The sequence below is a fragment of the Moraxella lacunata genome, assembly GCF_900453205.1.
GTDB classification, from domain to species: Bacteria; Pseudomonadota; Gammaproteobacteria; order Pseudomonadales; family Moraxellaceae; genus Moraxella; species Moraxella lacunata_B.
On sequence record NZ_UGQU01000003.1, the window covers coordinates 18,247 to 31,120 of the forward strand.

12 protein-coding genes are annotated in these 12,874 nt (G+C 43.9%); 4 read left to right on the plus strand and 8 right to left on the minus strand.

All coding sequences use genetic code 11. The features are described from left to right. Nucleotides 1-34: 34 nt before the first annotated feature. The 8 genes from DX073_RS08905 to ileS form a co-directional block, all read right to left on the minus strand. Complete coding sequence (locus DX073_RS08905) at nucleotides 35-3,154, minus strand: S8 family serine peptidase (RefSeq protein WP_115007605.1); 3,120 nt, start codon at nucleotides 3,152-3,154, stop codon at nucleotides 35-37. Further along, nucleotides 3,093-3,314: a hypothetical protein gene (locus tag DX073_RS08910; RefSeq protein WP_115007607.1), complete on the minus strand. Its 222-nt coding sequence runs from the start codon at nucleotides 3,312-3,314 to the stop codon at nucleotides 3,093-3,095. Before DX073_RS08910 ends, DX073_RS08905 begins: the two co-directional genes overlap by 62 nt. A gap of 426 nt (nucleotides 3,315-3,740) precedes the next feature. Further along, nucleotides 3,741-4,508: a hypothetical protein gene (locus tag DX073_RS08915; protein WP_115007609.1), complete on the minus strand. Its 768-nt coding sequence runs from the start codon at nucleotides 4,506-4,508 to the stop codon at nucleotides 3,741-3,743. Between the two features lie 272 nt (nucleotides 4,509-4,780). After that, complete coding sequence (gene lspA / locus DX073_RS08920) at nucleotides 4,781-5,323, minus strand: signal peptidase II (protein WP_115007611.1); 543 nt, start codon at nucleotides 5,321-5,323, stop codon at nucleotides 4,781-4,783. Between the two features lie 90 nt (nucleotides 5,324-5,413). Then, complete coding sequence (locus DX073_RS08925) at nucleotides 5,414-6,175, minus strand: DUF1963 domain-containing protein (protein ID WP_115007613.1); 762 nt, start codon at nucleotides 6,173-6,175, stop codon at nucleotides 5,414-5,416. Nucleotides 6,176-6,269: 94 nt separating this feature from the next. Next, nucleotides 6,270-6,590, minus strand: a complete 321-nt coding sequence (locus DX073_RS08930) for a hypothetical protein (RefSeq protein WP_115007615.1) — start codon at nucleotides 6,588-6,590, stop codon at nucleotides 6,270-6,272. Between the two features lie 60 nt (nucleotides 6,591-6,650). Then, complete coding sequence (locus DX073_RS08935; protein ID WP_115007616.1) at nucleotides 6,651-7,013, minus strand: hypothetical protein; 363 nt, start codon at nucleotides 7,011-7,013, stop codon at nucleotides 6,651-6,653. Between the two features lie 76 nt (nucleotides 7,014-7,089). Continuing rightward, the gene (ileS, locus tag DX073_RS08940; protein WP_115007618.1) at nucleotides 7,090-9,912 is read right to left on the minus strand and encodes an isoleucine--tRNA ligase; all 2,823 of its coding nucleotides are present in this window, start codon (nucleotides 9,910-9,912) and stop codon (nucleotides 7,090-7,092) included. 182 nt (nucleotides 9,913-10,094) lie between these two features. On the opposite strand from ileS, the gene DX073_RS14325 reads away from it, so the two are divergent. The 4 genes from DX073_RS14325 to DX073_RS08955 all read left to right on the plus strand — a co-directional run bounded on the left by DX073_RS14325 (nucleotide 10,095) and on the right by DX073_RS08955 (nucleotide 12,811). After that, a complete protein-coding gene (locus DX073_RS14325; RefSeq protein ID WP_181814411.1) occupies nucleotides 10,095-10,265 on the plus strand; it encodes a hypothetical protein in 171 nt (56 codons plus the stop codon). A 135-nt stretch (nucleotides 10,266-10,400) separates the two neighbouring features. Next, complete coding sequence (locus tag DX073_RS08945) at nucleotides 10,401-10,973, plus strand: c-type cytochrome (RefSeq protein ID WP_115007620.1); 573 nt, start codon at nucleotides 10,401-10,403, stop codon at nucleotides 10,971-10,973. 342 nt (nucleotides 10,974-11,315) lie between these two features. Beyond that, nucleotides 11,316-12,143 (plus strand): HpcH/HpaI aldolase/citrate lyase family protein, encoded by an 828-nt coding sequence (locus DX073_RS08950; protein ID WP_115007622.1) that lies wholly within the window; start codon nucleotides 11,316-11,318, stop codon nucleotides 12,141-12,143. Between the two features lie 182 nt (nucleotides 12,144-12,325). Continuing rightward, the gene (locus DX073_RS08955) at nucleotides 12,326-12,811 is read left to right on the plus strand and encodes an FKBP-type peptidyl-prolyl cis-trans isomerase (RefSeq protein WP_115007624.1); all 486 of its coding nucleotides are present in this window, start codon (nucleotides 12,326-12,328) and stop codon (nucleotides 12,809-12,811) included. Nucleotides 12,812-12,874: the final 63 nt, after the last annotated feature.

The window sequence follows — 12,874 nt, forward strand, 5'->3', positions numbered from 1 at the left end:
TCAATTTGAACCGTTTTTGTTTTGCTGTCATGGCTTAGAAACGACTGCTTAGGGTAAGCTGTACACGGTCGCCGTCAGATTTTTCACTTTTAAAATAATCATAATCTAGGCTGACACGGTTTCTTGGGTCAATCTGATAGCTGGTACCAACGCTGGCTTGGATTTTGTCTTTGCCAGTCTCCCATGCATCAAAGGTTACATCGGTATTGGTGCCTGAGTAAGCACTGGTAATCGTTGCGTCTTGTTCAAAAGCGTTGTCGTATTGCAGACCTGCTTGGACTTGCCATTGGGGGTTAATTTGGTACTCGGTATCCACGCCAATGGTGCCTTGCCAACGAGTGGCGTCAATGTCTTTGACCATCACAACACCGTCATCAAAGTGGGCATTGTCATGCTGATATTGATGGTAGCTAACCCCGATATAAGGCTTGATGCTGGCATTGGGGCTTAGGGCGTATGAAGTGCCAAGATGGACACCGCCAGCATAGAGCTGACCATTATACTTTTGTTTGTTATGAGTGTTGTTTTTGGCGTTACTGCCCAACACACCTGCTTTTGCCCATAGCGTACCTTTGGCGTTATTGCCCACATCACTATTAACACCCACGGTTAGAGTGGCGACATCTGTCTCGATGTTGTGGTTGGTACTGCCGTTTTGCTCGTCCAACTCAAGGCGACCTAGGTCAAGCTGTAAGCCTAAGCCAAAACGCTCACCTGTTTTTGCCACGCCAATGCTTTGGTTGCGGACTTCACGCTCGCTTTGACTGCTTGGCAGGTCTAGCTCATATTCTTGGTAAGTGCTCTCTAGCCATACACCGTTGGCGGTGTTTGCCATGTTTTTGGCAAAATTGGTCGCTTGGGTGCCACTTTGTTCGATGGCATGAACGGCGTTATTGGCATAAAATGCAGGGTCAAGTCCAAACAGAGCTTCGTTGTACTTATTGCCAATGATGGCAGGCGTGCCAGATGTGCTAAGCAAGGATTTGTTGGTTGCTAAAGACATTGTGTTAGCAAAGTCTGTCGCAAAGGCTTTCTCGCTACCAGTCAGTGTGCCTGCATTGTCTTTGGCATCTATCTCGCTTAGCACTTTATCTAAATTTTGCTCAACTTTGGTGCGTCCGATACTGGCAGTGGTGGTGCTACCCATATTGCTTAGTTTGTTACGTTTGGCACTCACCACCACATCAGTTTTGGTGGTGGCGTCAGGCGTGGTCTTGCCGTCGGTACCAACCTTGCCGCTATATTCGGTCTTGATGATGCTAAATAGAGCATTGCTGGATTTGACGGTATCAAAAGTACCGCTTAGCTCACCTGCTCGTAGTACAGTGGTTTTTGAACCTGTCTCTTTGATCAGTGGTTCGCTTTGCTTGACTTCATCATATAGGTCAAGCGTGCCGTCCAGAGTGGCTTTTTCGGTGACGGTCAAAAGATTGCCAAATTTGGCTTTAAAGGTACTGTCATTATTCATGGTGTAGGTGCCACGAATGGTTAGGTTGCCTTCGTTATTGACCGCCCCGCCAGTTTGTCTGACATTGCCTGTTGTGCCATAGCCTGTCAGTTCGCCACCTGTGATATTGATGACTGAGTTGCCGTTATCGCCATTAATTTCAAGGGTGCCATCAGTAATGACGGTGTCGCCCTTGTAAGTGTTATTACCTGTTAGGATAAGTTTGCCATCGCCTGCTTTGGTGAAGCCATGGTTGCCTTTGATGTTGTTGGAGAAGACAGATACGGTGTCTTTGCCTGTGACATCTAACATGATATTGTCCCAGTAAAAACCACCATAGCCTTGGGTTGCAGCGATGGTGTCTAGTAGACCCCAACCGCTTTCATGAGTGATGTTTTTGCCACCGATATTTTTGACGATGGTGCGATTCTGCCAAGGTGTGTCAACTGCTTGAACGATAATTTTATTGCCTTTGTCATCTAAAGCTTCATAAGCTGGTCGGTCAGGATTGATTTCTGACTCTTTGACCTCTGCAAGTGTTAAGAATGTGGCATTTCGTGCTTTTAGGTCGTCAAAATCTTGGGCGGTACTCAAGAGGGTCTGTACCAGATTTTCATTTTTCATCCAAGGATAAGCCCCTTTGACGAGTAGAGCGGCACCCGTAACACGAGCTGTGGCAGGCGATGTGCCTTGATATGTGACTTCTGTGCCATCGTTGTCATGATGGGATGTGGTGGATGTGGCAGAAAGACACCATTCGGCCGCATCGCCACAGTAGTTGGCTTCGATAAAGTCTTCACGAGGAGCGGAGACCGCCAAAAAGCCTTTTTTAAAGTCAGGATTGAGTTTGGGGATTAATCGCTCGCCAAAGGTGTTGTTTTTGTTTTCATTGCCCGTGGCGTGAATGAGTAGGGCATCATTTTCGAGGATGAGTTCATGAATGGATTGAACTTCCTTGTATGAGCTGTTTTTGGTATCACCATTGGGTGTGGCAGTCATGGCATCTTCAAGCCAGACATTGTCACTTTGACCAGGTTCAGGGATGTAACCCCATGAGTTGTTAAAGATTTTAACCCCATGATCCTTATTTAGTTTATGCATGGCAACAAATTCATCTCCATTACCTAAATCACTATCTGTATACGAATAAATGGTGGCATTGGTCATGCCATTGTTACCTGCAATAATCGCTGCCATGTTAGAACCGTGAGAATCTTTGGGTTTTGACATCATATAAGGTAAATTCATGAAGCAGTCGTAGTTACTGCAAGCAACCAGATTATTGCCACTGAGTTTGGCTCCTGCCAAGTTAGGGTTATCAGGGCTGATGCCGCTATCAATGACACCGACAGAGAGCTTGGTGGTGTCAATGGATGTTTTTAACTCTGTGATTTTTTTGGCATATTCATTTTGATTGACACCATAAAACGCGTTGGTTTTATTCTCAACAAACTCCCCTTCAGGGCTAACCCTGTCCATACTACTATAGCCTGCAATGGTGTCTTGGGCAGGTGTGGGCTGGGCTTTGACCAATGAGTCATTGACCTTGCGAGTATGGTCAGGCTTGGCTTTTTTGATGGTGTCATCGGATATGGGAGCAACATAAGCCTTTGCTTCTGTCGTCTCTACCTGTTTACTGACAGCTTCAGTTTGTTTTTTTGATGGCTTGGGCAGATGCCAGTGCTTCTTCGGCTTTTTTGATGGCATTTTGGGCGGCGGTTACAGCTTCGTTATTTGCACTAACGGTTTTGGCATCTGTCAGTGCTTTTTGGGCATCTGTCAGTGCTTTTTGAGCTTTTTGTTCAGCATCTGCCGCTTGTGTTTTGGCGGTATCAGCGTCTTTTAGTGCTTGCTCGGTGGTGATCAAAGCATTTGCTTGCTTGGTGGCATTGTCAGCAGTTTTTTTGGTGTTGTCAAGATTGCTTATTAGCGTGTTTGCGGTATTGGCAATGCCAGTTGCGGTGTCTTTGATTTGCTTGATTTTGGCATTATTTTGATTATCTTGTTCGGCTTGATATTTGTCAAGTGTGCTTTGGGCTTGAGCGATGACAGCTTCTGCTTTTTCTTTGGCATCTGTGGCTTTTTTGGCAGTGTCATTGGCATTATTTAATGCATCTTGGGCTTTTTTAATCGCTTCTTGATTGCCTGTAGCTTTAGCGGTGTCAAGTGCTGTTTGTGCTTGTTTGACCGCTTCTTGGGCTTTATCTAGAGCATTTTGGGCGGTTTGCTCTGCTTTTTTGGCTTGGTCAATGGCAGACTGAGCAGTGTCAGGATTACCTGCTTGAGTTTTTGCTTACTCAGCTTGGCTATCGGCATTATTTAGCTCGGCTTTTGCTGTGTTGGCGGTAGCGACCGCTTCATTGGTTTGGGCGTTGGCTTTTTCGATTTGCTTGGCAATCTGCTGACTTGCATTGTCGCTTTTAGTTCGCTCGGCTTGCTTGCGTGCATTTTGAGCTTGCGTGCGAACATTTTCAGCGGTGTTTATCGCCTGCTTGGCATCCTCTACTGCTTTTTGAGCTTGGTTGATGATGTCTTGATTGGCACCAATTGCTTTGGCATCTTTTAGGGCTTGCTCTGCTTCGACAAGAGCGGTTTCGGCGTTATTTAGAGCGGTGTTAGCCTGCTGATAAGCAGCGTTGGCTTGATTGATGGCGTTGTCAGCAGTGGCAGGGTTTGATGCTTGGCTCTGTGCTTCGGTGGTTGCTTTTTGAGCTTGTGTTAGGGTGCTGTTAGCATTACCAACGGTTTGGCGAGCCTTGTTGATTTTATCAAGGGCAGCTTGTTGAGCTTTTTGTTTGGCTTCGGCTTCTTGACGTTCTTTTTCAAGACGCTCTGCTTCTTTACGTTTGGCTTCCTCTTCTGCTTTACGCTTAGCCTCTTCCTCAGCCTTGCGTTTGGCTTCTTCTTCGGCACGAATAATGCTTGGGTCGGCAGTATTTTTGATGAGATTGGCATGATGTGCGACATCAACATCATCATCAATGGCACAACCAGTTGCTGCCATGGCGACAAAGCAAGAGACAGCAAGGGGTTTTAGGATAAAAGAATGGTTGGGTTTCATGCGATTACCTATGAATATAAAAAGGGGGGTGTTCACAGGTAAATTGTAACATTTTTAAATCAGTTTTGTAAAAAAATGTGCGTTTTTTATAAAAAATTAGACAAGCGGTGGTTTTTGTTATACCAGTGAGATAAACATTGTCCATCTGATTGAAAAATAAGCAAAAACAAGTAAAGATAAAATAATGGCACTGATAAATCCATTCGTCAAACGCTTGTCAAATAAAGGCATTTTTAAAATAAAGAAGGTAAATAAGCTGTTTGTTTGATTTGTCACGATACGCCATTTTTGCGTTTACTTTCAAAAAACAACATATCCCACACTACAAGTGCCATGCCACCCATAATCGCCATATCCGCCACATTAAACACAGGATAGTGCCAAACATCATACCAATGAATATGAATAAAATCAATCACATAGCCATATAAAAAGCGATCAATAACATTACCAATCGCCCCGCCTAGCACCAAAGCAAGCCCCAATGCCAACACTTTGGCACTTTTTGGAATTTGGCGAAGATAATAAATAATAAAAGCGGAGACACCAATACCCAAAAGAGCAAAAAAATACTTTTGCCAGCCGCCTTGATTGGCAAGAAAACTAAATGCCGCCCCACGATTATACGCCAGCGTCCAATTGAATATTGGCTCTATCACAGGCACAGAATTAAATTCGGTAACGAGCCATTTTTGAAAACCGATTTTGGTCATTTGGTCAATAATTAAAACGGCAAGGGCAAGGATATAATAACCAAAGGCGGATTTGCCATTTAATTCTAAGTTGGAGGTTTTGTTTTGGGTGTTTTCTGACATAATCAATTTCTTAAAGTTTTAAATGGTAAGGTGCGTATTACACATCATTTTTTGGGCTTTGTATTTTAAAGGGTGCGTAATACATACCGTTTAACAAAAATCATAATATAAAACCCAATCGCCTTTATCATTTCTAGCAAACATTAAGCTACCGCCATCCACGACATTAAACCTTGCTTTATCATCGCTTGAAATTTGAAACATAAATTTGCAATCATTTTCAAATTCCACCCCCGATTGACAAAAAGACGGATAACCACCAAATTTATGATGATGACAATGATTATCTCCAACTATATCGTCATAATAATCCAATATATCGCAATCGTCTTTTTCTTCATCTCGCTCTTCATCATAATCATTTTCTAATTCACAAATTTCATCTTCCAAATCACTTGGCACACCGCCCCCGTCCCAAAGCGGAAAATCTTGTTCTTTAAAAGAAAAACTCAATGGAAATGGCTTTGGCGTGCCTTGCTGTTCATATTCGTATTCCACCAATTCATCATCAGCCGTATATTCACGAATAAGCCAGCCATTACCATTTGTTTCATAAACACTTGGTAATTCCTCGCCCACAAAAACCGTAAGCCAAGTAATGTGCTTTAATTCATCAGGCACAAAAGGCAAATTAGGCAAATAAAATTGAGCCAATGGATAAAGCGGTTCGCCATTATTATCAGTAACTGGTTTGGCTTCATCAGCTTTACACAAAAATACTCGCCCTATCCAATTTTCAGTTCTTTCGCCCGTTGGTTTAAAACCACCTGTTTGAAATTCGGTAATTGGCTTGGCAAGTTTGTTTTGAATTTCAACAATTTTGGCTTGAATAAAATCTGATTTTTCGCTCATTTTTAATTCCTAATTGGGTTAAATAAACGGTGCGTATGACACACCATTTAAAATAAAATATCACTCATCGCTAATTTGATAATAGGTTTGTTTTTCAATTTGTGTGGATAACCAATAGGCAATCAAAAAAACAACAAAATATAATAATATTTTCAATTATTTTATTGACTTGAAAATCAAAAATGAATTGCACAATCATCATTAAACACAACAAAAGCACCAAACCAACCAAACCCCAAGCATATTGCACAGGAAAAATTTTGTTTAATTTTTGCTCGCAATGCGGACAATGAATACTAGGTGTTGGCGTAAATTGATAAGACTTTAATTTTCCTTCAAATGGTTTTTTGATTAAGGTTTTGGGTACAAATAAATTTTGACAATTTGGGCAAGGATATTCAACTTTGGTTAGCATTTTTATTTACCTCCCCCAATAATTCTGATTGATTGGCAATAACGGTGCGTAATATGCACCTTACGGATTATCTTGGCAATTCAAAGCTATTAAAATTTTTGCCAAAATACCAACAAATACCGCAATAGATAATCCCAAAAACACCTGATTTTGCGTTAAAAAATAAATAAAGGATAACATCAAACTAATAATAACGCCAATCCCACAATAAATATAAGTATCCTTATGGGTATCTACTGTAATATCACTAATTTGAGCAGGTTCTTTATTAAATGCACCAGTTGATACACCTATAACGATAATAATGATTTTGATGATTGCCAGAGCAACAATTAACTGATAACGATTAATAACATCAGATAAAGCCAATCCTGCAAGTATAAATGCGGTAATCATTAATAATACCAATGCAAATTTTTTCATATTTATCCAATGCAATCCTTACAGTTAGCGTTATTCTAAAACGGTGCACAAACAACCTTACACACCGTTTTTATGATTAAGCAAACTTCCGCACTTCCCCCGCCCCAAACGCATTTTCCACGCATCTTGGGCAGATGTCGCCATGCTCGGCAACCGTTCCCACGCTTGGTAGGACGTGCCAGCAACGCACGCATTTCTCGCCTGTTGCAGGGGCGACTTTGACACTAAGCTCATCGCCTTTGGCAAGCGTTACTTGACTTGTGATAAACACAAATCGTAGCTCATCGCCCAATTTGGCAAGCGAGCCGTATGCCTTGTCATCAGCGACAATGTCAAGGCTTGCCGACAGACTGCTGTTGATTGTCTTGTCGGTACGGGCGTTATCCATTGCTTTATTTGCCACTTCTTTGACTGCCAAAATCGCTTGCCAATCTGTGTCCGTGATGTCATCAAGCACCACGCTTGGCAATTCATACCACTCTTGGGCAAAAATGTAGCCGTCCGTGCCTTTTAGCACTTGCCACGCTTCTTGGGCGGTAAAGGATAGGATTGGGGCAATCCAACGCAAAAGGGCGTGAGCGATGTGATAAATGGCGGTCTGTGCCGAACGGCGTGCCTGTCCGTCCGTCTTAGAAGTATATTGGCGGTCTTTGATGATGTCAAGATAAAATCCGCCCAAATCCTGCCCACAAAAGTTGGTAACCAATTGACAAACTTGGTGGAAGTCCATGTTGGTATAAGCGGTGCGAATCTCGCTTTGGACTTGGTTTGCCTTGTGAATGATGTATTTGTCAAGGCTGATAAGGCTGTCTGCTGGCACAAGGTCGGTATTTGGGTCAAAATCATCGGTATTGGCAAGCAAAAAGCGAATGGTGTTGCGGATACGGCGATACATATCGCTCACACGGTCAAAGCCTTCTTTACTCACCGCCATTTCGTAGCGGTAATCGGACGAACCAACCCACAAGCGGACGATGTCAATGCCGTATTTTTGGGCAAGTTCGGCAGGCTCAAAGCCTTGGGTATTGCCTTTGGATTTGGAGAGTTTATAGCCTTTTGCGTCCACGGTAAAGCCGTGCGTTAGGACTTGCTTATAAGGCGGACGACCGTACACGCTTTCGCTTACCAGTAGCGATGACTGGAACCAACCACGGTGCTGGTCGCTCCCTTCGAGGTACAAATCGGCAGGATTGGTGAGTTCATCACGATTGGCAAGTACGCTAAAATTGGTAGAGCCTGAGTCAAACCACACGTCTAGCGTGTCGGTGGATTTGACGTAGTTTTGGCTGTCGGTGTCATCAAGAAAATCACTAATCGGAGCATCAAACCACGCTTCAATTCCGCCTTGTTCTATTTTTTGGGCGACCTTTTCAATTAAGGTGGAAGTGTCAGGGTGCAACTCGCCAGAATCTTTGTGCATAAAAAAGGCAATCGGCACGCCCCAAGTGCGTTGGCGTGAAATACACCAATCAGGGCGACCGTTCATCATTGATTCAATGCGGTTTTGTCCCCATGACGGTGTCCACACCACGTCTGGAATGTCTTTTAAGGCTTGTTCACGCAGTCCTTTGGCTTCCATAGAAATAAACCATTGGGGCGTGGCACGGAAAATAATCGGCGTTTTGTGTCGCCAGCAATGCGGATAGCTGTGCGTGATTTTCTTGTGGTCAAGTAGGTGTTCGCTTTCTTGCAGAGTTTCAATAATTTTGGGCTGTGCCTTGTAAATATGCTCGCCCACAAAGACTTTGGCTTCGTCCAAATACACGCCATTACCGCCCACAGGATTTTCGGTGGGTAGGTTGTTGGCACGCCCCACATTATAGTCGTCCACACCGTGAGCAGGGGCGGTGTGCACAAGCCCCGTACCGCTATCGGCAGTAACGTGTTCGCCTGTGATGAATGGCACTTGGCGGTCGCTGATAAGGGGGTGTTGGGCTTTTAGGGCGGTTAATTCTGAACCTTTAACACTTGCCACAATCTCATAATTTTCTAAATTGACATTTTTGGCGAAATCTTCGGCTAGGTCTTTGGCGACAATAAAATGCCCTTTTTCGCTTTTGACAATCGCATAATCAAATTCAGCGTGGGCGGTAATGGCTTGGTTGGCGGGCAATGTCCAAGGGGTTGTCGTCCAGATGACGGCTTGCAAATTGCCTGTTAAATTAGCAGTGGCACTCAAAGCATCACGATTAACAATATCAAAGCCCACATAAATGGCATCGGATTTTTTGTTGTCATATTCCACTTCCGCTTCCGCAAGGGCAGAACCGCAGTCCAAGCACCAATTAACAGGCTTCATACCACGGACGATATGCCCGTTGTCGTAGATTTTGCCAAGCGTGCGAACGATGTCGGCTTCGGTTTTAAAATTCATCGTCAAATACGGATTGTCCCAATCACCCAGCACGCCAAGGCGTTTAAAATCCGCCTTTTGTAGCTCAATTTGGCTCATCGCATAATCTCGGCACGCTTTGCGAAATTGCGTAGCGGTAATCGGCTCGCCATTTTTATCCGCTTTGGGCGGTTGCCCCACTTTACCAAACTCATTTTCTACTTTTTGTTCAATCGGCAAGCCGTGGCAATCCCACCCTGGCACATAAGGAGCGTCATAACCATCCAAGGTTTTGTATTTGACGATGATGTCTTTTAGCACCTTGTTTACCACATGTCCTAAGTGAATTTGACCGTTGGCATAAGGGGGGCCGTCGTGTAGGACATATTTTTCACGCCCTGCACGGGCTTTGCGGATTTGTCCATACACATCGTCTGCGTGCCATTTGGCAAGCCAAGCGGGTTCTCGTTTTGCCAAATCGCCCCGCATGGGAAAAGGCGTATCGGCAAGGTTTAGGGTGTTTTTGTAGTCGGTTTGGGCTTGGTTTTGGGGGGTGTTTTCGCTCATTGTTTGGCTCGTAAATTTAAATAAAAATGGTTAATTATAGCCCAATTGGGGCGATTTATAAAGTGTTTTATTAAGTGTGAATGGGCTAAAATTTGACTTTTTAGGAGGAGTTTGGTAGATTGAGATACTATTTTTGGCAACTTGATAATAATGAAACAATTTAGCAGAAAAAGCATTTCAAAATGGACAAGGCATTTTGTGCCATCATTTTAGGATATTTTGGGATTATAAAACAAGATTATGATAATCCAATCATTGCTTTTGTTGCCATTTATATGGTGTTGGAAAGTTTGTATTATTTTTGGCAATTTTATAAAAAGAATGATACGATTAAATTTGATGATAAGTTTTAACAATTTTCTATTATAATTCTCATTCCCATTTATAAAATTCGTCAAAAATTCATCTTTACAATTTTCCGCTTTAATTCCTTACAAAAATTCGGTATATTAGTAGGATAATTATCAGCTAACTTGCAAGGTTATCTTATGAAAAATCCCAGCAAAACCCTATCATTATTATTGGCAAGTGCCTTATTTTTGACCGCTTGTGGTGGCGACAAATCTAGCGAACCCGCCCCAAAAGCCGAGCCTAGCACCCAAAAAACCGCCCCTGCCCAGCCGACTGACACTACCCCCAAAGCCGATGAAGTCGCACCAGAGACCGCCGAGCCTGTCGGGACAGACGACTCCAAAGCCGATAAAGTAGCAACCACCGACTCTGCCACATCTGATAAGACCGACAAGGGTACAGTTGAGACCGCCCAAGTGGATAATGCCGAACAAGCGAACACCGCCCCCGCCCCAGTACAGGCTCTCTCTATCGCCGAAGGTAAGGCGCGCTATGAGAAAACTTGCAAAATCTGCCACGAGCAAGGACTGTTAGACGCCCCCAAACTCACCGCCAAAGCCGACTGGGCGAAACGCTTGGATAAGGGCATAGACACCCTGCACAAGCACTCCGCCAAAGGCTTTGGTAAAATGCCAGCACAGGTTGCAGGGGACGTTACCGAAGCCGAAGTATATGCGGCGGTGGATTATATGGTAAGTCAAGTTCAGTAAATCGATGTTTATCGGATAGAATATCATTTATCCGATAAATTTAATAAAATATCACTGATTGTAATATCAATAAATCATATTGAAATAAAAACCCAATTTTGTTATTGGGTTTTTATTTGCCATTAATTCATTGAGTTTCTAATCCACTCGTGTCGTTTTCTTTTATAATTTTTTTCGGTTGCGTATTCTTTATTATTCCCTATTAATATGGCATAGGCAAATTCCATGTTTGCCATACTTTTTGTCAAGTGATGATGTGTATTGTTTTATGTCAATTTGCAAAAATAAATCATCCCCACTATAATAAATGACAATACATTTAATTTGCAAAAGGGTTTTATCATGCTTGCCTATCTATTCGTCCCTGCCACGCACCCCAAACGTATCATTAAAGCCCTAACCGACTCTGCCATAACTGCCCACGTCCATGCCATCATCATCGACCTAGAAGACGCCGCCGCCGACTGCTCGCCTAATGATGTGCGTGCTGAACTTGATGACTTGCTCGGCACTATGGAGCAAACACAGACTACGCCAGAGCTGTGGGTGCGGATACATGGGGCGTCTCATGGCGAGTTTCGTTTGGATTGTGAATGGGTGCAGTCCCACGACATCATCAGCACGGTGGTACTCCCCAAAGCCGATAACGCCCAGCAGGTCAGCCTCGCCCATGAGCTGACGGCTCGCCCCATCATTGCCATGATTGAGAGCGGGCAAGGCGTGCTAAATGTCGCTTCTATGGCAGGTGTAACAGGGCTTGTGGCGTTGAGCTATGGCTGTTTGGATTTATTGACATCGCTAGGGATTGGCAGGCATACATCGGCAGAGGTAGTTATGCTTGACAAGGTGCGGTGCGAGCTGGTGTTACACTCGCAGGCACATGGGCTAAATGCTCCGATTGAGACGATTTATCCCGATTTTGGCGATGATGACGGCTTTGCCAGATGGCTTACGCACGCTCGTGATTTTGGTTTTGGTGGCTGTCTTGTCATACACCCCAAGCAGTTGGGTGTGGTACAGGCACACAAAGTGCGTGATGGCGATGTCGCCTTTGCCAAAAAAGTGCTATCTCATCATCACGCCACAGGGCAGGCGGTGTTCGCCATCGATGGACAAATGGTGGATTTGCCCGTGATTGCTTGGGCGAGAAGGCTACTTGGTGAAGACTGATTACCAAAAGGTATAGTCTGCCAACTTTGAAACAATACTGCGTCAAACTCGCTCGTAGTACTACTTGTACAACTTCGCTCGTTTTCCTTGTCTTATTTCAAATTTGTTTGACTATATTGGCGATTTTACTATACATGGGGCTTTGTGGTAAACTAGCCCCACTTTTATTTTGGAATTTTAACATGAACATTTTACCCAGCGAAGAGATTCGCATTACAGACGGTAGCACCGTTTCGCTACATTTTGAAGTCAGCCTACCAAATGGCACAGTCATCGATAGCACCTTTGGGCGAGATGAGCCTGTAACCTTGACGGTAGGCGATGAGAGCCTACTGGCAGGCTTTGAGCAGGTACTCATCAACCTAAAAGCAGGCGACACCCGCACCGCTCATCTACCGCCAGAACAAGCCTTTGGCGAATGGAATGGCGAAAACGTACAGACCTTTCCCCGCACCAAATTTAGCTTATCCGAGCCAAATCCTGTGGTCGGTATGATGATGGAATTTGCCGATAAAGGTCAAAATACCTTGGCGGGGGTAATTTGCCATGTTGATGATAATGAAGTCAAAGTGGATTTTAATCACCCTTTGGCAGGGCAAGATGTGCTGTTTAAGGTGCAGATTTTTAAGGTTACACCAAAGGGACAAATGGCGATTGAGCTAAAATGAGCGACAACGCCCAATCTCAAAAAAGCTCGGTTATGGTGTCATTGCCATACAGGTCATCATCTT